General features: G+C 55.7%; 19 protein-coding genes. 12 read left to right on the top strand and 7 right to left on the bottom strand.

The genetic code is table 11. From position 1 onward, the window contains the following. Positions 1-64: 64 nt before the first annotated feature. A complete protein-coding gene (locus tag HNQ38_RS07800) occupies positions 65-505 on the top strand; it encodes a VOC family protein (protein WP_183719113.1) in 441 nt (146 codons plus the stop codon). Between the two features lie 41 nt (positions 506-546). Here the strand turns inward: HNQ38_RS07800 and HNQ38_RS07795 are convergent, their stop codons facing one another. Next, positions 547-786, bottom strand: a complete 240-nt coding sequence (locus tag HNQ38_RS07795) for a hypothetical protein (protein ID WP_183719111.1) — start codon at positions 784-786, stop codon at positions 547-549. Positions 787-974: 188 nt separating this feature from the next. Between HNQ38_RS07795 and HNQ38_RS07790 the strand changes: the two genes are divergently transcribed. After that, positions 975-1,403, top strand: coding sequence for a DMT family transporter (locus HNQ38_RS07790; RefSeq protein ID WP_183719109.1), 429 nt, complete (start codon positions 975-977; stop codon positions 1,401-1,403). 27 nt (positions 1,404-1,430) lie between these two features. Here the strand turns inward: HNQ38_RS07790 and HNQ38_RS07785 are convergent, their stop codons facing one another. Then, complete coding sequence (locus HNQ38_RS07785) at positions 1,431-1,697, bottom strand: hypothetical protein (RefSeq protein ID WP_183719108.1); 267 nt, start codon at positions 1,695-1,697, stop codon at positions 1,431-1,433. Here HNQ38_RS07785 and HNQ38_RS07780 point away from each other — a divergent pair. Then, positions 1,696-2,169 carry a YbaK/EbsC family protein gene (locus tag HNQ38_RS07780; protein WP_183719107.1) on the top strand — a complete coding sequence of 158 codons (474 nt, stop codon included), beginning with the start codon at positions 1,696-1,698 and terminating at the stop codon, positions 2,167-2,169. The genes HNQ38_RS07785 and HNQ38_RS07780 overlap by 2 nt on opposite strands. Positions 2,170-2,452: 283 nt before the next feature. Here the strand turns inward: HNQ38_RS07780 and HNQ38_RS14200 are convergent, their stop codons facing one another. Then, positions 2,453-2,929 (bottom strand): DUF134 domain-containing protein, encoded by a 477-nt coding sequence (locus HNQ38_RS14200; RefSeq protein ID WP_246388047.1) that lies wholly within the window; start codon positions 2,927-2,929, stop codon positions 2,453-2,455. A gap of 458 nt (positions 2,930-3,387) precedes the next feature. Beyond that, positions 3,388-3,768, bottom strand: a complete 381-nt coding sequence (locus tag HNQ38_RS07770) for a hypothetical protein (RefSeq protein ID WP_183719106.1) — start codon at positions 3,766-3,768, stop codon at positions 3,388-3,390. 451 nt (positions 3,769-4,219) lie between these two features. Between HNQ38_RS07770 and aldA the strand changes: the two genes are divergently transcribed. Then, positions 4,220-5,656, top strand: a complete 1,437-nt coding sequence (gene aldA / locus HNQ38_RS07765) for an aldehyde dehydrogenase (protein WP_183719105.1) — start codon at positions 4,220-4,222, stop codon at positions 5,654-5,656. A gap of 302 nt (positions 5,657-5,958) precedes the next feature. Here aldA and HNQ38_RS07760 read toward each other — a convergent pair whose 3' ends face one another. Together HNQ38_RS07760 and HNQ38_RS07755 are read right to left on the bottom strand one after the other, a co-directional pair. After that, positions 5,959-6,306 (bottom strand): cupin domain-containing protein, encoded by a 348-nt coding sequence (locus HNQ38_RS07760; RefSeq protein ID WP_183719104.1) that lies wholly within the window; start codon positions 6,304-6,306, stop codon positions 5,959-5,961. A 101-nt stretch (positions 6,307-6,407) separates the two neighbouring features. Then, positions 6,408-9,290, bottom strand: coding sequence for a mechanosensitive ion channel family protein (locus HNQ38_RS07755; protein ID WP_183719103.1), 2,883 nt, complete (start codon positions 9,288-9,290; stop codon positions 6,408-6,410). Between the two features lie 179 nt (positions 9,291-9,469). Between HNQ38_RS07755 and HNQ38_RS07750 the strand changes: the two genes are divergently transcribed. Beyond that, complete coding sequence (locus HNQ38_RS07750) at positions 9,470-10,549, top strand: DUF362 domain-containing protein (protein ID WP_246388046.1); 1,080 nt, start codon at positions 9,470-9,472, stop codon at positions 10,547-10,549. A 10-nt stretch (positions 10,550-10,559) separates the two neighbouring features. Further along, positions 10,560-11,207, top strand: a complete 648-nt coding sequence (gene thiE, locus HNQ38_RS07745; protein ID WP_183719102.1) for a thiamine phosphate synthase — start codon at positions 10,560-10,562, stop codon at positions 11,205-11,207. Between the two features lie 535 nt (positions 11,208-11,742). On the opposite strand, the gene HNQ38_RS07740 is transcribed toward thiE, so the two are convergent. Beyond that, positions 11,743-12,621 (bottom strand): LysR family transcriptional regulator, encoded by an 879-nt coding sequence (locus HNQ38_RS07740; RefSeq protein ID WP_183719101.1) that lies wholly within the window; start codon positions 12,619-12,621, stop codon positions 11,743-11,745. Positions 12,622-12,928: 307 nt separating this feature from the next. Here HNQ38_RS07740 and HNQ38_RS07735 point away from each other — a divergent pair, with 307 nt between their 5' ends. The 6 genes from HNQ38_RS07735 (at position 12,929) to HNQ38_RS07710 (ending at position 21,617) form a co-directional block, all read left to right on the top strand. Further along, the gene (locus HNQ38_RS07735; protein ID WP_183719100.1) at positions 12,929-13,318 is read left to right on the top strand and encodes a CidA/LrgA family protein; all 390 of its coding nucleotides are present in this window, start codon (positions 12,929-12,931) and stop codon (positions 13,316-13,318) included. Further along, on the top strand, positions 13,303-14,016 hold the full coding sequence (locus HNQ38_RS07730) for an LrgB family protein (RefSeq protein WP_183719099.1): 714 nt from the start codon (positions 13,303-13,305) through the stop codon (positions 14,014-14,016). Before HNQ38_RS07735 ends, HNQ38_RS07730 begins: the two co-directional genes overlap by 16 nt. A gap of 1,171 nt (positions 14,017-15,187) precedes the next feature. Beyond that, positions 15,188-17,662 (top strand): (2S)-3-sulfopropanediol dehydratase, encoded by a 2,475-nt coding sequence (gene hpsG, locus HNQ38_RS07725; RefSeq protein WP_183719098.1) that lies wholly within the window; start codon positions 15,188-15,190, stop codon positions 17,660-17,662. A 104-nt stretch (positions 17,663-17,766) separates the two neighbouring features. Next, positions 17,767-18,663 carry a (2S)-3-sulfopropanediol dehydratase activating enzyme gene (gene hpsH, locus HNQ38_RS07720; protein WP_183719097.1) on the top strand — a complete coding sequence of 299 codons (897 nt, stop codon included), beginning with the start codon at positions 17,767-17,769 and terminating at the stop codon, positions 18,661-18,663. A gap of 593 nt (positions 18,664-19,256) precedes the next feature. Beyond that, positions 19,257-20,090 (top strand): amidohydrolase family protein, encoded by an 834-nt coding sequence (locus tag HNQ38_RS07715; protein ID WP_183719096.1) that lies wholly within the window; start codon positions 19,257-19,259, stop codon positions 20,088-20,090. Between the two features lie 150 nt (positions 20,091-20,240). Then, positions 20,241-21,617 carry an MFS transporter gene (locus HNQ38_RS07710; RefSeq protein WP_183719095.1) on the top strand — a complete coding sequence of 459 codons (1,377 nt, stop codon included), beginning with the start codon at positions 20,241-20,243 and terminating at the stop codon, positions 21,615-21,617. Positions 21,618-21,758: the final 141 nt, after the last annotated feature.

Raw genomic sequence — 21,758 nt, 5'->3', positions numbered from 1 at the left:
CCGTGCCGGACCGGGGTTGAAGCCCTGTGTCCGGCACGAAACCTTGCCCGGTTTGGAGACAGCAATGCAGCCCAATCTGCCGCAAGGTATAAAAGTTCTTTTTGTTTCTGGCTTCGGCCCTGTGGTGAACAGGCAGCAGGAAAGCGAACATCTGTACAGGGACATGTTCGGCCTGCCACTTGAACACACCGAAGGTTATGAAGGCTACTGGCACACGCAGGCCGTGGAAGGCGTGAAGCATTTTGCCCTTTGGCCTCTGGACAAGGCCGCGCTTTCCTGCTTCGGCACTGCGCAGTGGCCGGAAGAGGTGCCTGTGCCTCAGGCATGGCTTGAGCTGGATGTGGAAGATATTGAATCCGCCACGCAGGTGCTTGAGCAAAACGGCTACACTATGCTGGTGCGCCTGAAGCAGGAGCCGTGGGGGCAGACCGTTACCCGTTTTCTCAGTCCCGAAGGATTGCTTGTAGCCGTAGCCCTCACGCCTTTTTTGCGTAACGGCGAATAAGCAGCCTGCGGGTTTTGCATGGTGGTTTTTACGCGACGGTTTTAGAGCATTTTAACTTTGAAAAAGTTTAAATGCTCTAACGCTGCACAAGCGTGCAGCGCGCCGCAACGCGGCGTGGATTCTGCCGAAAATCGCATTTTTCGGCAGAATGACAACTTTGAAATATAATGAATTTCAAAGTTAATCTGCTCTAGCACGGCGGCTTCTGCAAGTGTCTTCTGCGCTGCGGGTTCTGCACGTGTGAAAGGCAGCAGGGCCACCACTGTTTGACCTCGATCCATATTCATCCTGTGAGCTGACGTATGCGCACGGCGCGGACGGTTTGTGCCAAACATTTTTCGGCTGCCACTTTTCGGTGACCATCTTGCACCAGCCATACGGCGGCGAATATCTTGCGGCGGTCACTCGTCGCCGCCGGAGTGTCTTTATATTAAGGGCGCTCCTACCCTCAGACCTTGCCGGAGGGGTTATGCTGTACATTGCTCTCATGATTCTGGCAGGCTGCCTGACGGCCATGCAGTCGCCCATTAACGCGGCCTTGAGCCGCACCGTGGGCGTTCTGGAAAGCAGTTTTATTTCTTTTGCCTGCGGGGCATTGTTTCTAGGGCTGGCCACGCTGTTTTTTGGGCGCGGGCAGATCTGGCGGGTGGCTGAAACGCCGTCATGGCAATGGATTGGCGGTATTTTCGGGGCCATTATGGTGCTGAACACCATCATTGCCGTGCCGCGTATCGGAGTGCTGGCAACGGCTTTGGCAATGATTTTTGGCAACCTGCTTATGGCGGCTGTTATAGACAACTACGGCTGGTTTGGCCTGCCCGTGACGCCCTTTGGCTGGCCGCGGCTTTTGGGTTTCGTGCTGGTACTGGTTGGACTGGCACTGGTTTTCAGGCGCTAGGCAGTGCCGTCACGCAAGCCTTGTCTGCTATTTCTGCATGGAATTTTCCCTTTTATCCTGGTCGAGCGGCAAAAACCGTACTCTCAGCATAAAGGTTTCTTCTCTTTGATATAATAAGAAAAGCATGCCGGGATGAGAATATCTGGGGCGGCGTTTTGTATTGGTGGCATGACGTGCTCCCATTGGCAAGGCCATAATCAGCAGGATGCTGCCGCAACGGCTGGCATACGCTGTATCTGGCTTTGCTGTCGCAGCTTGATGTTGCAGAGAAATGTAAAACCAAGGATGGGTCATGCGTGTGGATGCAGTAAAGGCCGTGCTGGCGAGTCACGGTCTGGCTGAGGCATATATGGAATTCGAGGTGTCGAGCGCCACTGTGGATCTGGCTGCCGCAGCCGTGGGCTGCGAGCCGGGACGTATTGCCAAGAGCCTTTCTGTTATGGGAACAGACGGCCCTATGGTGCTGGTGGTGATGGGTACGGCCCGGCTGGACAACCGCAAATTCAAGGACACCTTCAACTGCAAACCCCGCTTCATCAAACCTGAAGATCTGCTGGAGCTGGTGGGCCACCCGATGGGCGGCGTGTGTCCTTTTGCGTTACACGACAATGTGCGCATCTATCTGGATGCCAGCCTCCGGCGTTTTGATCCTGTATATCCAGCGGCGGGCGCGCCCAACAATGCAGTAAGAATCGCGCTGGACGAACTTGAGCGCATCACCGGAGGCGTTTGGGTTGACGTGTGCAAGGAAGCTGACCCTGTCTGAATGGGCTGGCGGCTGTTCAGAGCCAAGATGCTTTGCGGTGCTTTGGGCATGTTCGAAATGGCCTATTGGCAGCGGTGAACGCAAGGAGTGCACAAGACATATGCACCCGCCCATATGCCCCAGGGCCGTGCGCGTTTGCGCGGTTTTTCGGATCGCTGAACGGCGTGTTTTCTATCCGAGGGCAAGCGCCTATATACGTTTAAAAAAGATGGTACTTACTTTTACGCATGTATGTGTTTAAAGTGTAGCCGTAAGCGGTTGCTCAATGGCTGTGCAGCAAGCTCTAGAAGCCTTGCCTGTGGTGGTGGCGGCAACCGCCATGCCCGCACGGTTCGTCCGCATCCTCGCAGAGTTTGTATTCTCCGCCTTCAATGCGCAGCATCTTGCTGTTCACCAGCGCGTCAGCCAGCTTTTTTCGTGCCTCAGCATAGATGCTCTGCACGGTGGTTCGCGCGATCTGCATTTTTTCAGCGCAAGCTTCCTGCGTCAGTCCTTCCAGATCAATAAGGCGCACGGTTTCGTACTGGTCAACGGTCATAATGACTGCTTCGCCGTGCATGCCGTGCCCGGCATGGCCTCTGCGCCCGCCGTGCCCTGAACCGTGCATGCCGCGACGCATTCCACGGCCACGCCCCTGTGTTTCCTCCGTAGACATAGTGCCGTCGGTTTCAGCCACAGTGGCGTCGGTTCCGGCCACTGGACCGAAACAGGTGCTCTGGGGCATGCAGCAGACTCTGCGCCATTTTTTGGGTCTTGGCATGAGCTTCTCTTGGTAAAACGTGAAGCCGTCCCGGCAGGGAGCGGCCTTATGGCATCAGAAGATACGGATCGGCGGCAAAGGCGCGCTGGCTCGCAAACTGACTCATAGTGCAACTGTTTATCTGCTCTGTTTTGAAATGCTCAGGTGGCTGCGTGAGCAAACGCCCGCCGTTGAGGCGCAAGCGCAGCTTCAGTCGTTGCTATGCAGGCTTTAAGCGTTGTGACGAAGGAAACTACGCCTAAAGACAGCATGTGTAACAACCCTGTTTTTTCCATGCAATCGCTGTCGCCATCCGTAAGCTCTTGGGGCGACGGCTGCCGCGAAGCTACGGATGAAGACTTACGGCTATTTATTTGTGCGATTAAGCGCCGTAACTAGTTTGTATTAAACTTTGAAAATACACATTTTCAAGGTTAATCTGTTCTAGACCAGATTAACCTTTTTCAAAGCAAAAACGGCTAGTTGGCGTCGTCGCTTGTGGGGCAGACAGTTGGGCAGGCAGGAGCGGAATCCATATTCCGGTCACGGCACATACCGTGTCCGTGTCCGCGGCCATGCGCCTGACGACAGCCTTGGGCAGGGGCACGCCCTTCGTTCTGGTTGCCCTGGCACATGCCCTGGCAAGCGCCGTGTCGTCTTCCGTGGCGCATGCGCATGCCATTTTGCCCCATGCCGTTCTGCTGCATTCCGCCCTGACGCATGTCTTCCTCGCACATCCCGCCATACGACATTCCTTCGGGGGCCATGGCGTCTGTGGTGGCCCTTCTGCCGCATCTGCCAAAGCCGTGTCCTGAATGCTGGCCTGCGCTTCTGCGGCCTGTAGAATTGCTATCATACATAGTAAATCTCCTCAATTTAGTTGGTGGGTATACGCCACAGTGGCGCATACATTTATTGACATATGTCATAAATAAAATATGGCCATTTTATGGCATATGTCAATAACTCTCCTGAAGAAAGATTTCTCCTGCTGTCATTATCAGGGCTAACTAACTAATTTTTGATGATAAAAAATAATAAAAAGCTTGGCTTGCACACCGCAGCTCTCCTTTCTGTGGTGACGGATTACAGAATGTCACTACTGGGGATTACAGGAAATGGCGGGCAAGCGCAGTTTGCCTGTGTGTGGGGGGAGTTGGGTTTAAGGCTTGCGTTGACTGGTATTGAGAACGGCAAGTATTACGGCAAGGTTCAATGCGTGGGACGCCAGGGCGCGTCACTGCGGCATTTCCGGGCGGCTTTACCTTAACTCTTTTTTATGGCTAAGTTGATGCAAACCAAGGAGAGAACATGCGTACATATTTGCAGTTCATCAACGGTAAGCTGGTACCCGGTCTCTCGGATTCAATGATTGAAGTTGAAAACCCCTCGACCGGAAAAATAATGGCCCATACGCCCAATGGCGGGCGTGAAGATGCAATGGCGGCTCTGGAAGCGGCCCACAGGGCGCAGAGCGGCTGGGCCGCCCTGACGTCGGCGGCGCGTGCGGAATATCTGAAAAAGTTCGCGGCGGTCATTCGTAAAAATCGTTTGGTACTGGGCCGCATTCTGGCCGATGAACAAGCCAAAACCCACCCCCTTGCCCAGGTTGAAGTGGATTTTACGGCAGACTATTTTGACTACTACGCTGGCTGGGCGCGCATTTATGAAGGCGAGATCATCCAAAGTGACCGCCCGCGCGAAAATATCCTGCTGTATCGGCAGCCCATCGGCGTGGTCGTGGGCATCTGCCCCTGGAACTTCCCCTTCTTCGTCATGGCCCGCAAGGTTGCCCCATCACTGCTGGTGGGCTGCACCGCCGTCATCAAACCCAGCAGTGTGGCCCCGGCCACCACGATGGAATTTGCGCGGCTGGTGGCCGAAGAAGTGGACCTGCCAGCTGGCGTGCTTAATATCATCACTGGCGGCGGCAGCAGCATGGGCGAGGCTCTTGCCTCCAGCCCGCAGGCAGACATGGTTTCCCTTACGGGCAGCGTCGAAGCCGGGCAGCGCATTATTGCTGCCAGCGTTGAAAACGTTACCAAGGTTTCGCTGGAACTGGGCGGCAAGGCTCCGGCCATTGTGTGCCTGGATGCGGATCAGGACCTGGCCGTCAAGGCCATCACTGCCTCGCGTACCATCTTCAGCGGTCAGGTGTGCAACTGCGCCGAACGCCTTTATGTGCATGAAAGCATTGCCGACCAGTTTGCCGAAAAACTGGCGGTGGCATTCAATAATGTGCGTCTTGGCAATCCCTTTGACGATCCTGCGCCGGATATGTGCAGCCAGATCAGCGCGGAACATCTTGCTAAAATTGAAGGCATGGTGGCCCGTGCCCAGGCTGACGGGGCAGAAACAGTCACCGGCGGCGCGCGTGCTCCACGGGGCAACGGCTATTTTTACACGCCGACCCTGTTGCGCAACTGCCATCAGAATATGGAAATCGTGCGTAAGGAAGTGTTCGGCCCGGTGCTGCCCATGCTGACCTTCCGCGATCTGGATGAGGCCATTGCCTTGTCCAATGACTGCGAATACGGCCTGACATCTTCCATATACACGCGCAATATCAGCAGCGCCCTTGAGGCGGTGAACAAGCTGAAGTTTGGCGAAACCTATGTAAACCGCGAAAACTTTGAGGCCATGCAGGGCTTCCACGCTGGCTGGCGCAAGTCTGGCATTGGCGGAGCCGACGGCAAGCACGGTCTTATGGAATACCTGCAAACCCACGTTGCCTATATTCAGTATTAGGCAGCTCAGCCCGTAGGATAATCTATTCTAGAGCAGAGCGACCTTGAAATGCAGTACGTTTCAAAGTTGTCATTCTGCCGGAAGATGCGATTTTCTGCAGAACCCAAACCGCATTGTGGCGCACTGCACGCTTGTGCAGCGCAGAGCATGTAAGCTTTTTCAAAGATAAAATGCTCTGATTTCGGGTTGTCACAAATAGAAAACAAAAAAACACTGGGGATACTGTACGGTATCCCCAGTGTTTTTTGCATCCTGCTCTAAAGGAGCATTTGGCTTGTTGCGCAAATCTGCGCAGGCCGATGCTATTTCGTAAACAGAATAAGGGCGATCATTTCCATATCATCAGTGCCGCTGTTGAGTATGCCGTGCACTTCACCGTCGTTACAGACAGTCACGTCGCCAGCTTTGACCTGCATGTCTGTGCCGTTGTCGTTATAGGTGCCCTGACCCTTGAGAACATAGTAGATTTCCATTTCGCCACTGTGCTTGTGGCTGCCAACGGCGCAGCCGGGCTTGAGATGCACATGGCTGAACAGGCGGCCCTTATCGGCAAGACCGTCTTCATTGACAATTTTGGTGAACTTGGCAGCTCCGGGGCCACCAAACATTTCTTTTTCAAATCCGTCCAGTGCGTCGGCGCGATAGATCATATGCTCTCCTTGTACCTTGTGTTTGACTGCGATCCTGGGGGAGCTGCAGCCGTGGAGCGCTTTGGCCCTGTGCAGTGCCGGGCCGGGCGCGTTCTGCTTGCCTATGCTTCGTCTTCATCGTCATCAGCCGTGGCGGGCGCAGGCACGGCAAGAGCGGTTCCCGCTGCCCCATGGGCAAGGGGTCTGCGCCGGGGACGCCGGGTCGGCTTTTTGACGGCGCGCTCTTCCGACGGCGGACGCGCGCTTTTCACGCGGGGCGGAATATCCTTGATGTGGATATCCAGTTGCGGAAAGGCCACTTCAATACGCTGATTGCGAAACTCTTTCTCGATTTCAACACGGATATCAGAGGCGGTGGAGGTGCCCACGTCGTAGTCCCGCACCCAGAAGCGCAGGCTGAAATCAAGGGTGCTGGCCCCAAAATCCGCAAAAGCAACGGTTGGCGGGGGATATTTGAGTACGTTGCTGTTGGCATTGGCCGTGGCCAGCAAGACGCGCATGACAGTGGCCGTGTCGCTGCCGTAGGCAACGCCTATCTTGATTTCCTTGCGCACCGTGCGGCTGTTGCGTGTCCAGTTAATCAGGCGGCTGGCCACAAACTCAGAGTTAGGAACAATAATGAGAGCATTATCAAATGTTTCCACCATTGTAGCGCGCACGCTGATTTTGCGTACCCGCCCCTGGGTACCGCCCACCTCAACCACGTCGCCAGCCTGAAGCGTGCGGCTGAAAATAAGGATGAGGCCGGAAAGGAAGTTGTTCACGATGGTCTGCATGCCAAAACCGATACCCACGGAAAGACCACCAGCCACCATAGCCAGATTGCTCAGTTCCATACCCAGCGCCTTGAGCACAAAAAGGCCAAAGCAGCACCACAGGGCGTAGGAAAAGGCCGTCTGCATCGGGGGAATGAGGGTGGAGTCTATTTGCAGCCCCTGCTTGGGCAGGCGGCCCAGAAAGCGGGAACCCATGCCCACGGCTGTGCGCGTGATATAGAAGGCGCTGACGATCATAAGCAGATGCAGTATGTTGAACTGCGTTGTACCTACGTTGACGCCCCGCAGTATGTAGTACTGCAACAGGGGCAGGCCGCCGGGCAGCGTGCTTACCCACAGTGTAACGCCCACAAAGGCCAGCACCAGCACAACAGGAGCGGCCAGGGCCACGGCCATGTGGGCCAGTGCCGCGCGCACGCCTTCCTGGGGCAATTTTTCGCTTACAGTGGTCACAAAGCTCATGCCGCCCAGCGAAAGTTGCAAGGCGATGGAGCAGGACACAAAGCAGAGGTAGAGCACCATACTGTACAGATGCAGGCCGAAGATGCTCATGATGAGGCATATCCACAGCACCACGGGTTCGCTTTCCAGCACCGAGGTTTCCGCGTGCAGGGGGCCGAGGTCTTGTTCCTTGCGGCGGCGCATGCGGATGATGTCCGCAATAAGCAGGGCCATCCAGATGATGAGCACCAGCGGTTTGACCAGCGGCAGATAGAGCAGCACATAGGCGCACAGCGTCAGCGGAATAAGGTGCCACAATGGCGACCGCTCGATCTGCACTTCAGGATATTTGAGCTGCCGCAAGTCCCAGGCCAGGTATATCTGGGCCACAATAAGGCTCAGGTTGCCGAAAGCCAGAAATAGCCGGAAGAACTCGCCCGAGGCTGACAAGGAACTGCCAAGAAGCGCCAGTCCCACGCAAAGCCAGGGCAGGGTCACATGGAAGATGTGTTTTACCGTTGGGCTGGATTTTTCGTTCAGCCAGCGCCGTGACAGCATCACCGTGATGACGCCCGTAAACAGCAGGCAGACGAAGAAACGCAGAATGGCCGTGCCCCAGGTTTCCAGCGTAATGGGAACTTCGACGGGGATGCGCAGCAGCATACCCTGTAAGGAATAGGTCATCTGCTTGGAAAAATCTGTCCAGGCGGTGGGGCTGAGCCAGGGCACCGGCTTTTGCAGGTAATAGTCCTTCCACAGGGCGGGCAGTTGCGAGGCGATTTCCTCGCGCGTTTTTTCAAGACGGTTGAGCAGCGCCAGTGAAGGGGCAAGGGCCGTGTCGTACTGCGCAAGCACCGCCGTAAGACGCAGGCGGGTCATAGCCAGAGAACGGATGTATTCCTGCATCTCTGGGCTGAGGCGTTCGTCGTGCAGGTCTTCAGGCAGGCTGTCGGCCAGATAGCTGATGCGTTCAAGCAAGGCTTGCGATTCAACACGCGCTACCGTCATAGGCGCGAGAATCTTGTTCACTTCCGCAATGGTCACCGTAAGGCGGCGGCTCACGGCCTCCATTGCATTGGGCCAGTTTTTATAGGTATTGCTCAACACAAGCAGACGGCGTGCTTCCTCAATAAAGGGCTGCACTTTTTCGCTTACGTTGAAGGCGCGGTCGCCAAAGGTGTCGCTCATGGCCAGCGCCTTGGCGTTGACCTCATCCAGCATGTTGTGCTGGTTGCTCCAGACCATTGACCAGGGGTCGTGCAGCACGCCGGACTTATCTTCTTCCTGCGCGGCGTCTTCGCCTTCCTGGGCGTCTTTTTTGTCTGCATCGGCAGCGCGGCCTTCGCTTTTATCAGCCTTGGGCGCTGCGGTGTCCTTTTTTTCAGCCTTGGGCTTGGCCGCTGCTTTTTTTTCGGCCTTGGGCTTGGGAGCTTCTTTTTTCTCCTGCTTGTCAGCCTTTTCCGGCTGCTGCGTGTTCGCGCCGGACTCTGCCGCAGGCGCTACAGGCTGGGGCTGAGCGGCGGCAGGCACGCTTTCAGGGGAGACGGGCCGTCCAACCGGAGGCTCCGGCTGAACAGGAGCCGCTGCTGCGGTGTCCGCAGTGCGGGCAGGGCTGTCGCTGGCGGGAGCGGCGTCGCCTTGCCGGGGCTTTTCAACAGCAGTTGCTTCCTGCGGCGCAGCGGCTTCAGCGGCCATGGCCCGCTGCTCCGTCATGAAACAGCACAGGATCAGCAGAAAGAAAGCAAGAAAACGGGATATGGAATGCATGAACAACCTCAAGGGGATCTGCAGGAGTTTTTCGTCACTGCCCGAAAGGGGAATTTTCCCGCAGGGCGCATGAAAAACGGCGTGACATCATTGCCATTACGCCGTTCTGAATCCATACGCCAAGAGCTGAGCTTTGAAAAGAGCGCAGGCTGGGGGCCGTGACTCCGGTAGGACACGGCATGTCCATTCCTGCCTGCCGCCGCGCAGGCTTTCTGGCGCAACCGGGGCTGGACAAGGCGACCGCTCAACGGCATATTCGGCCAATGGAAAAACAACCCGTCTCCGCCCATGCCGTGCCCGTGGCTCTTGCCCGTTGTGAAGGTTACGACCGCAAATCCCTTGACCAACTGGTGGGGGACGTGCTGGACGCCGCTCAGATTGCTCAATCCTGTTCCCTCAAAGTGGGGGCCAAGGTGCTTGTGAAGCCCAACCTGCTTATGGGCAAGTCGCTGGCGTGCACCTCGCCGGGGGTGGTTGTGGCCGCCTGCCGCTGGCTGCGTGACCACGGTGCGCAGATGGCCGTGGCGGATTCTCCCGGTTTTGGCCGGGCCGAGTCTGTGGCGCGTGCCATCGGGCTTGAGAGCGCCTTGCGGCCTTTGGGGCTTGCCGTGCGCCAGCTGGATAAACCCGTACCCGTAACGTTGCCGTTGCTGTCAGGCGCTCGGTCAGCGCTTTCAGGCAAGGGCGGGCCGCGTTTTCATGTGGCAAGCGCCGTGCGGGAATGCGATTTCATTCTTTCTCTGCCACGGGTCAAGGCGCACGGGCAGATGTTGCTCACCTTGGCAGTAAAAAATTGTTTTGGCTGCGTGAGCGGTTTGCACAAGGCCGTGGCCCACGCCCGCGAGGGGCGCGACCCGGAATATTTTGCTGACTGTCTGGCTGCCTTGTGGGCCACCTTGCCGCCAGTGGCGGCCCTTGCCGACGGCGGTGTGGCCATGCACGTCACCGGGCCGTCAGGGGGCAAGCCTTTTGTGCTCAAGCTGATGGGAGCCAGCGCCTCGGCTGTTGCTCTGGACGAAGCCCTGTACGCGGTGTTTGGTCTTGCGCCCGAGGCTGTGCCTCTTGGGGCGGCCCTGATGCGCCGTAAAGCGCCGGGCAGCGCGGCATCCGGCACGGAAACGGCTTTTCCCCTGCTGCGGCCAGAAAATTTTGATGCTCGCGGCTTTGAGCTGCCACAACAGCTTGCCCATACTTCCTTTCATCCCGCACGCTTTGTGCAGAGCTGCATACGCCGTATTGCCGCAGCCATAAAAAAATGAGGAACTGATAATGCCCAAAATTCTTCCTGGTGAAGCAGATATTTACGCCATCACGGACTCGCGCCTGTCTTTGGGACGCTCACTTGAAGAAGTAGCCTCGGCCCTGTTGGGCGCGGGCGTGCGCATTTTGCAGTACCGCGAAAAGAACCTCAAGGGTGGCGAAATGCTTGAAGAATGCCGCCTGTTGCGCCGCATGACCAGTGAAGCCGGAGCCTGCTTCATCGTCAACGACCATGTGGATATAGCCATGCTGGTTGAAGCCGACGGCGTGCATGTTGGTCAGGAAGACCTGCCCGTGCCGGAAGTGCGTAAACTGGTAGGGCCGGACATGATTATCGGCCTTTCCACGCATGAGCCGCAGCAGGCCCTGGCAGCCAGAGGACTTGGCGCCGACTATCTGGGCGTGGGGCCGATTTTCGCCACGCAGACCAAGGAAGATGTGGTGGCTCCAGTGGGCTTTGCCTATCTGGACTGGGTTGCTGCCAATATTGATCTGCCCTTTGTGGCTATTGGGGGCATCAAGGCCCACAATATCGCTGACGTGGCCCGGCATGGGGCACGTTGCTGCTGCCTTGTATCCGAACTGGTGGGCGCGCCTGACGTGGCGGCCAGCGTGCGGGCCGTACGTGAAGCCATGCATCAGGGTTTGCAGGGATAGCGATTGGTCTAAGAAAACGCTGATTTATTCCGTTTGGCTGCGTTGCTTCACTTTTTTTGAAACAGTCGGGGATGGAAGAGTCCACTCCTGCTTCAAAAAAAGATCGCGCCTTGCCAAACGAAAGACCTGCGCGTTTCCGGCTCGTTAATCAGTGCTTCCTTAGAAAGAGCAGCCAGACATTTTTACGTTAAATTCTTTGCGGGGCACAAACCCTCCACAGTGAAATACCACGGCTGGAATGACGCGGAATAAAAGGCCGTCAGTTGGTGAGTAAAAATTACGCAGGTACGATACAAACATTAAAAGCGGGACGCTCCTCCACTGGATGAGCGTCCCGCTTTTGTCTGCATATTTCTGCCTGCACATATGTGCCTGAATATATGTGTCGCCACACCTACGGCTGGGCAACTGTTGCGGCGGCTTTTTGTAGCCTCTGGCATATATTGTTACCCGGCGGGCGTTCTGTGAGCGTGTACCGCGGATATTCTTTGCAAAAATTGCGGCCAGCCTCCCTGCAAATCGTGCAGCCGTTGACTTACTCCCGGGTGTTTTGCGCTTCCTGCCTGTGCAGGCACTGGTGCAGGGCCGTCATGTTGGCGGAAAGCATGCTCTTGCGCCAGACCAGCTCTGTGGTGGCCTTGCACAGCGGATGCTCCAGCGGATGCACGGAAAGTGTTCCGTCCGAGCGGCAAAGGTGCAGCACCGATTCCGGCACCACGCCCACGCCCATACCTGCAATAACGCCACCCACAATGGCGTGGTAGGAAGCCAGTTCCGCTATGCGTTCCGGCTCCCGCCCGAATGCCCTAAACCAGCTGACAAGACGGTCGCGGTAGGCGCAGCCGCCCTGAAAGGCCAGCACCGTCTTGCGGCCGATGTCGTCGGGATAATGGATGGCGTCGTGTCCTTCCGGTGCGATAACCACCAGTTCTTCAGAAAATGCGTCCATACGCGCCAGTCTTTCGTCTTGCGGCATATCCACAACAAAGGCCGCGTCCAGCCTGTTTTGCAGAATGTCCTCATACAGCGAACGGCTGGTGCCGATGGAGAGTTCCAGCGATATTTGCGGATACCCCGCGTGCAGGCGTGCCAGAACTTCGGGCAGCCGCACAGCCGCCGCGCTTTCCAGCGCGCCGATGCGAAATTTGCCGCCCGGAGCCATGCTTTGGACGCGATTTTCGGCTTCGTCCACCATTGCAAGAATCTTGAGGGCATAATCGTACAGGGTTTGCGCCTTGTCCGTGGGATGGAGGCGTTTTTTCTCACGCAGAAAAAGCTTTACCCCCAGCGATTCTTCCAGCTGAAGAATACGCGTGGTCACGCCCGAGGGAACGCGGTTCAGCTCCTTGGCGGCGGCTGTAATGCTGCCCGTTTCCATAACGCTGACAAGAGTGCGCAGGTCCGTCAATTCCATATATTCACCAATTTTGATGTTCTTTGTTATTTATATTCATTTGTCATGAATATAGCCATTGTATAACCTGTTTGCAATGGTAAGTGGCAACTGGCTGTTTTTACAGACTGTCAGCAAGGTTTCTGAACCGGAAAGTGCCCAATAACAGCGGAGAGTGGGATCCGTTGCGAGAGCCGGGAATTTTGCCGTAGGGCAAGGCCGCGTTTTTCTGTGGAGGCACAGTTCACAATTTTGCCGGATGTGCCGGATTGCCATCAAATTATGGCGCGGTTGCCGCGCAAAGGCCCAACACTGGCGGTATTTGGAAATGAAAGAGGCATGGAAGTTTTTATGGCAGATGGCTATTCTGGCGGGTCTGTTCTGGGGCTCGGACTGGGTGGTACGCGCCACCGGGCTGCCAATGCCCGGTAATGTGCTTGGCATTGTGGTGCTTTTTCTTCTCTTGCTCACCGGAATCGTCAAGGAAGACCACATAAGCACAGCGGCCAACTTTTTGCTCAAGCATATGGTGTTTTTCTTTGTGCCTGTTGCTGTTGGCCTCATGCAGTGGGGCGGCGTTTTTTATGACTACGGCTGGATATTGCTGGTAGCCATAGTTGTGGGCGCTGTTTTGCCCTTGCTCACCGTGGGGCTGTTAGGTCGTGCCTTACGCTGTAGGGCGCGCAGGCGGGAGGGCGAATCATGCAATCCTATGTAAGCATAAGCACAGTGCTGTGCATTCTGGGCACGCTGTTGGCATATATGGCGGTGCGTGCGCTGTATCTGCGCTACAAGCATCCTTTGTTGAATATCGTGGCTCTTGGAGCCGCTGCGGTCATTATTGTGCTGGTGGGCTTTGATATTCCCTACGCCGTGTACGAGCCTGCTTCAAAGATTATGACTTCCTTCATTGGCCCTGCCACGGTTGCTCTGGCATTACCTTTGTACCGCTACCGCCTTGTGCTTTTGCGCTACGCACTTGCCATTATGGGCAGCGTGTGCGCCGGAGCCTTTGTGGCTATGTTTTCCACGGGGCTGATGGCGAGAGTTGGCGGCTTGCCGCAGGAAGTTGTCATATCCATCATGCCCAAGAGCGTCTCCATCCCCTTTGCCATTGAAATCGCAGGCATGTATGGCGGCATACCGTCGCTGGCGGCTGCCTTTGTGGTAGCCACTGGTACGCTTGGTTCCCTTATAGGCGGCTGGACTCTGAACCTTGCACATGTGGCTGACCCTTTTGCCAGAGGACTGGCCCTGGGCACAGTGTCTCACGCTCAGGGAACCGCTGCGGCCCTTCAGGAAGGTGAGGAACAGGGGGCTATGGCTGGTCTGGCGCTTATTCTGGCTGGCATCATCACTGCCGCGCTGGCCCCTTTTGTGGTCTGGCTGGTATTGCGCCTGCCTGTTCTCGGCTAGCTGTTTGCCGCGCGTGCCGCCCGGCGCATATGCAAGATTGGCCGGGATTTGGACAGACGAGGAATAGTGTGAGTAATTATTACGCACCGTCTGGATATGAATGAGTAAAATTGTAGCACAATCGTTGAATGGCTCATGGGGATTTGTTTTTATTTAATCTATTAAAGCAGCATGATATGAGAATATCTCATGCCTGGCACGCCTCTTGCCATTAGTATAATGCTCCCGCTAATGGTTTAGTCGGCCAGCCTTCCAGGCAGGGGCTGACCGCAGATTGGATTGTCCACACCCTCCTCCTGTGACAACCCCGAAGCGTCAGGCGGGCGCACCCAGAACGCCCGCCTGACGCCCATGCTCATCCCCGTGAGCCTCCTTGCTAACCCCGACCGGCCCACTCCGGTCGGGGTTAAATTTTTTTCAGGGCAAGCAGCTAGTTACAGCGGCTATGCCCTGCGCCGCGCCATAGCCCTCCTTATCTCGCCAGCATATTCTTTCAAGCAATATCCATGTTTTTCTGGTCACGTCACGGCGGCGTGTTGCGCTGTATTGAAGTGCACGGTCTGAGCTGGTTCGCCAGTGACCGGATGAGCGGCGCGTGCTACGCTGCCGCGCGCAGGCTGGCTCAGGCAAGACAACGCCGGGGGGGCCGTATGCCGCAGCCAGAAGCACTGCAAGAGCCATCCGTTGCGAGCCAAATGCGCTGCAAGCAGAAACACCGCAAGGGGGCTGAGTCAGCGCTGTGCCGCATTGGCAGGCGTCTTTGCCTGACTGGCCTATGCGCTCACAGAGCCTGTTTTTCGCAGAATTTTACAGCTTGTTTTGCTGCCCATAGGACAGAGTGCTTCAAGGGCTTGATGACCTGAAGAAGAGCGGCTGCTTTCAAAAATTGGGCTTTATTCAGGAGAGATTGTGAAAAAGTGTTTTTTTACACCGTTGCAAAAAAACACTAAATAATTTTATTCAATGATTTTGCATAATTGTGGATACTATTGTTGTTTTTTTGCAACAATCGCAGCCTTGGCATATTTGTTGGCATTACGCATAATTTAAAAAATATCCAAATATAAAATAGTGTTACGCAAATGGCATGAATGATGCTCAAGAGGGGATATTGGGATGAATATCACAATCACCCAAATAAAGAACATAACACCCATTCAGGAGTTTTATTATGAGCCAGTGCGGTTGCTGCATGTCCCCCCAGGAAGAGCGCGTTGTCAACAAGAGCGTCAATCGTCAGGGGCGTGAACGCGTCTACAGTATTCTGGAGAGCAATCAGTTCACCCTGCCGAATGTGGACGTGGAACGCGCCAAGTATTTCACCGAATCCATGCGCGAAACCGAGGGCGAACTGCTGACCCTGCGCTGGGCCAAGGCGCTGAAGAACGTGGCCGAAAAAATCACGGTCTGGATCACGCCCAACCAGCTGCTGGCTGGCCGCGTGGGCATGCTTGGCCGCTACGGCATCCTCTACCCTGAAATTGACGGTGACTTTTACCGCGAAGTGCTGGCTGACCTCGCCAATCGCGACAAGAGCCCCTTCCAGATTTCGCAGGAAGACATCAAGGTTGTTATGGAAGAAATCGCCCCCTACTGGGAAGGCAAGACCTACCATGAGCACCTTAACAAGGCGCTGCCCGAAGACATCCGTGGCGTGACCTATCACGACGAACGCGGCCTCAAGTCCAAGTTCGTGGTCAGCGAAACCTCTTCATACCGCTCGGCCCTTCAGTGGGTGCCGGACTACGAAAAAGTTATCAATCGCGGCTTCATCGACATTCAGAACGAAGCCAAGGAAAAACTTGCCAACCTTGATCTGAACAACTCAGTGGATCTTTGGGACAAAAAACCCTTCCTTGAAGCAATGATTATTGTGTGCGACGCCATCATGATCTGGGCCAAGCGCCACGCCGACCTCGCCCGTGAACTGGCCGCCAAGGAATCTGATCCCAAGCGCAAGGCCGAGCTTCTGCAGATCGCCGAAACCTGCGATCATGTGCCTGCCCATCCGGCCCGCACCTTCCGTGAAGCCATGCAGTGCCAGTGGTTCGTGCAGATGTTCTCGCGCATCGAGCAGAAGGCCAGCGCCATTATTTCCAACGGCCGCATGGACCAGTACCTCTACCCCCTGTATAAAAAAGACCTTGATGAAGGGCGCATCACCCGCGAAGAAGCCAAGGACCTGCTGGAATGCATGTGGGTGGATATGGCCCAGTTCATCGATCTGTACATCAACCCCACGGGCGTTGAATTTCAGGAAGGTTATGCCCACTGGGAAGCCGTGACCATCGGCGGCCAGACTCCCGAAGGCGAAGACGCCACCAACGACCTCAGCTATCTTTTCCTTGAGTCCAAGCGCGAGTTCCCCCTGAACTACCCCGACCTGGCCGCGCGTATCCACTCCCGCTCGCCAGAACGCTTCCTGCGCGAAGTGGCTCTGACCATCAAGGACGGCTCGGGCTTCCCCAAGCTCATCAATGACGAAGAAGTGGTTTTCCTTAACGCCATCAAGGGCTGCCCGGTCAACGAAGCTCTGGACTACGCCGTGTCGGGCTGCACTGAAACGCGCATGCCCAACCGCGATACCTACACCTCTGGCTGCGTGTATGTGAACTTTGCCACGGCGCTGGAAATGCTGCTCTATAATGGCCGCATGCTGCACTATGGCGATGAAGTCATCGGCCTTGAAACCGGCGACGTCACCAAGTTCAACACCTGGGAAGAGTTTTACGAAGCCTACAAGGCCCAGCACCTGAACCTGCTGCGCAAGGCTTTCCAGCAGCAGCATGTGGTGGACAAGCTGCGTCCCCAGCACTTCTCGGCTCCGATGTCTTCCGTGCTGCACAACCTGTGCATGGAAAACCTCATGGACCTGCACGCTGAAAAGATCCCCGGCGGCGTGGATTACTCCTACTTTGAATTCCTTGGTTACGGCACCGTGGTGGACTCCCTGTCTGCCATCAAAAAACTGGTGTTTGAAGACAAGAAGCTGACCCTCAAGGAAGTTGTTGAGGCTTGCAAGGCCGACTTCAAGGGCCACGAAGCCGTGCGCGAAATGCTGCGCAACGCCCCCTGCTACGGCAACAACGATGCCTATGCCGACAGCGTAGCCAAGGACGTGGACCGCGTTACCCAGGTTGAAGCCGCCAAGAGCTCGCGTGAACGCGGCGTGCATGTGGACGTGCGCTATGTGCCCATCACCTCGCACGTGCCTTTTGGCAAGGTTGTTTCTGCCACGCCCAATGGCCGTCACGCCTGGACGGCCCTGTCCGACGGTTCTTCGGCCTCTCACGGCGCGGACAAAAACGGCCCCACCGCGGTGCTGCTCTCGAACTACCACTCCAAGAACTACGGCATGACCAACCGCGCTTCACGCCTGCTGAACATCAAGCTGTCGCCCAAGTGCGTGGCTGGTGAAGACGGCACGCAGAAGATCGTCAACCTCATCCGTACCTGGTGCGACCTCAAGCTGTGGCACTTGCAGTTCAACATCGTGAACAAGGAAACTCTGGTCAAGGCCCAGCAGGAGCCGGACAACTACCGCAGCCTGCTGGTGCGCATCGCCGGGTACAGCGCGTATTTCTGCGACCTGTCCCGCGACTTGCAGAATGACATCATCGACCGCACAGAGCACGCCCAGTTCTAGGGCATAGCTGCAACACGACCAACCCGGGGGGGAGGGGAGCACCCCTTCCCCCTTTTTTCATACACGAAGGCGCGCCCGGCCGGGCCGCAACACAAGGATGACCCATGACGGACGCACAAGTTAAAGGCACTGTTTTCAATATACAGAAGTTCAGCGTTCACGACGGCGAAGGTATCCGTACCCTGGTGTTTCTCAAGGGCTGCCCCTTGCACTGCCTCTGGTGCAGCAACCCTGAATCACAAAACATCAAGCCGGAACACGCCTTCAATCCTTCACGCTGCCTCTCCGCCCAGGTTTGCGGGCGCTGCCTCAAGGTTTGTCCCTCTGGAGCGCTGGGGCTGGTGGAGGGCATCATTCTGCATGACCGCAGCCGCTGCACGGAGTGTATGGCCTGTGTTCACGCCTGCCCGTCAGGCGCGCAGAGCATTTACGGTGAAAGCATGAGTGTTGAGCAGGTGCTGAACAAGGTGGAAGAAGACGGCGTGTTCTATCACCGCTCTGGCGGGGGCATGACCCTTTCGGGAGGCGAGGCACTTACCCAGCATAAGTTTGCCCACGCCCTGCTGCGTGAAGGCAAGAGACACCATATCAATACCACCATAGAAACCTGCGGGTGTTATCCCTATGGGCATCTTTATGAAGCTTGCAAGCACCTCGACAAGCTTATCTTCGACATAAAGAGTCTTAACCCGGTGAAGCATAAAGAGTTTACAGGCGTGGACAATGCTCTGATTCTTAAAAATTTCACCGCTATCTGTGAAGATTTTCCCTATTTGCCCATACTGGTGCGTACTCCTGTTGTGCCGGGCTTCAACGATTCTGACGATGATATTCTTGCCATCCGCGAGTTTATTCCGCGCAGGCCCAATATTGAATATGAGCTTTTGACCTATCACCGCATGGGGCAGCCCAAGTATTCCTATCTTGGCCGGCGGTATGAACTTGATGACGTGAAAGCTGACGAAGCACGCATGGAGCGGTTGCGGGAATTGGCTCAATAGGCCGCACGAGCTTGCCCGTGCGTTGTGATTCTGAAGGCTGAGTCCCGCGTATGGCGCGCGCGTGCCGCTGGCAAAAATTGAAAAATCGCGCATTTTCACCCCACAGCAGACAATTGTGTTTTTTTACACAATTGTCTGCTGTGGGGTGTGTTTTTTTGCACACATTGCAGGTAAAAAATGCTATAACATGCTTATTTTAAAAAAATTTTATGATAAACACCCTTGTTGCAAAAAAGCAACAAGGTAGTAATTATTGTAATGTCATTACAAATAATTACTATTATAGATAAAATTATATAATAATATTAGCATGTTATTAATAGAACTTCATCCTCGTTTCCACATAATTGGGGCAATCTCGCCAGATTTGGTACAAGGGCAGTATTTCTTCGCTTGTCTGACCCAAGTTTTGGATAAAGACGAAAGCGTTTATTGTTATATAACTAATTTAAATTTAACATTAAAAGATTATATAAAAGTGATTTGCTATGAAAATCAGCCAGATTTATTGCGCTCAAATTCACAATAGGCACGCTTCTTGCCTTTAGTCAGTAAAGAGTTCACGGGCACCATCAATTTTTAAAGGATTATTCATGAAAATCATAGATTTCCGGTTTCGCCCCAGTACGCCTGACGCTGTAAAGGGCATGCTTGCGAACAAGGTTTTCGGGGGCATGTTCGAGCTGTTCAAGTATGCCGACCGCGCCAAACCGGAGCCCATCGAAACAATTGTTGCCGATATGGAAAAGCAGAACGTGGTCAAGGGCGTGGTGACAGGGCGCGATGCCGAAACCACCTATGGCCTTGGCTCTGCCAACCCCGGCATTCTTGAGCTTATGCGTCTTTATCCTGACAAGTTCATCGGTTTTGCCGGGCTTGATCCCCACAAGGGCATGGACGCAGTGGACGAACTGTCGGCAATGGTAACGCAGCACGGCATGCGCGGGGCGGCCATTGACCCCTATCTTGCGCGCATTCCTGCCAGCCACGCCAAATACTATCCCATCTATTCAAAGTGTTGCGAGCTTGATGTGCCCATCGTCATCACCACCGGCCCTGGCACTCTTGTGGGCGGAGCCGTGATGGAAGATGCCCATCCCCGCCATATCGACCGGGTGGCCACGGACTTTCCCAAGCTCAAGATCGTCATCAGCCACGGCTGCTACCCCTGGGTAAGCGAAGTCATCATGACCGTACACAGGCACAAGAACGTCTACATCGACCTGGCGGAATACGAAGAACAGCCTTTTTCTGAAGGCTACATCCAGGCGGCCAATACGCTCATTGGCGACAAGGTGCTTTTTGCCAGCGCGGCGCCCTTTATGGATTTTCAGGAACAGATCGCCCTTTACAAGCGTTTGCCCTTCACGCCTGAAGTTCTTGAAAACGTCATGTTCAACAATGCCGCGAGGCTGCTCGGCCTATAGGGCTGCGCCCGCTGCAAGCGCCGGTTTGTCAGCGCGCTGGCTTGCGGGCGGTTACCGGAATGGAACGGCGGAAAGCGTTTTTCCGCTGGCAGGGGCTGGACGGCAGCCCCTGCATGTGAATACATCTGCACAGCAACCATAAGGATCACCATGCAAACCGAAAACCTTACTCCGGAACAGCAAAAAAACCTGCGCCGCGTTGTGGCCTCGTCCATTATCGGGGCTGTCATCGAATGGTACGACTTCTTTTTGTACGGCGTTGTGGCTGGCCTGTTTTTCAATCAGCTGTATTTTCCGTCATTTGACCCCCGCATCGGCACCATGCTGGCCTTCGCCACCTTTGCCGTGGGCTTTGTGGCCCGCCCCCTCGGCGGCATCATCTTCGGCCATTTCGGCGACAAGCTCGGACGCAAGAAGATGCTTATCCTTACCCTTGAAATTATGGGTATAGCCACGGTCTGCATCGGTCTTATTCCCACATATGACACTATCGGCATCTGGGCGCCCATTCTGCTTATTATCTGCCGTCTGGCCCAGGGCATTGGCCTTGGTGGCGAATGGGGCGGCGCTGTGCTTATGTCCTACGAATCCGCGCCTGCGCACAAACGCGGCTTCTACGCCAGTTTGCCCCAGATCGGCATGTCGCTAGGCCTGTTGCTGGCCTCGGGCATCGTGGGCTTTTTCTCTGCCACACTTTCCAACGAAGCCTTCCTGAGCTGGGGCTGGCGCGTGGCCTTTTTGCTCTCCGCCGTGCTGCTGGCCGTGGGCGGCTACATGCGCAGCACCGTGCAGGAAACCAAGGATTTTTCTGAAGCCAAAAAAAGCCTGCCCGAAGCCAAGTACCCCCTGCTGGACGCCTTCAAGCGCTACCCCAAGATGATGATTGCCTGCATGGGCGCGCGCTTCATTGACGGCGTATCTTTCAACGTCTTCGGCGTGTACTCCCTGACCTATCTGACGCAGCAGCACGGCATCGACCGCTCTGCCGCGCTTACGGCGGTCATGATTTCCTCTGTTATCATGTCCCTCTTCATTCCTTTCTGGGGCAATATGGCCGACAAGGTCGGCAAGGCCAAATTGTACGGTATTTGCGCCCTGATTCTGGGCTTCTCAAGCTTCCCTGCCTTCTGGGTGCTGCACAACTATGCCAATAACTACTTCCTCGTGGTTGTCGCTTTGGGCCTGCCCTTCGGTATCGTGCACGCCGCCGTGTTCGGCACCATGTCCAGCGTGTTTTCTGAAAGCTTTGACGCCTCTGTGCGTTACTCTGGTATTTCCTTTGTTTATCAGTTCACCGCCATCTTTGCTTCAGGCATGACGCCAATGGTTGCCGCCGTGCTTACGGGCATGGCCGACGGCGCGCCCTGGTTCCTCTGCGCCTACATGGCCGTTGTGGGCACCATCAGCGCTCTGTCCACCTGGTGGCTGAGCAAGCTTGCCCGTGAAAATCGCGCTAATAAGGCCATGAAAGAAGCCACGGTCTCCTCCACCGTCATCGGCGCTCCTGCCGGGGCGGACGGCTTCTAGAACTGGTAGCCTTTGCCGGAGCAGCGTTCAAATGCGCCGCTCAGACAAGGCCAAAGGGCTGACCGTATCTGCCGTGCGGTAGCCATAGTCGGGCGCCCCCATATTTGATGCCGGTATGGGGGCGCTCTTGCGCCCCTGGAG

The organism is Desulfovibrio intestinalis, from assembly GCF_014202345.1.
GTDB classification, from domain to species: Bacteria; Desulfobacterota; Desulfovibrionia; order Desulfovibrionales; family Desulfovibrionaceae; genus Desulfovibrio; species Desulfovibrio intestinalis.
The sequence above is the reverse complement of the archived record's forward strand: the minus strand, read 5'-3'. Positions and strand labels throughout refer to the sequence as shown.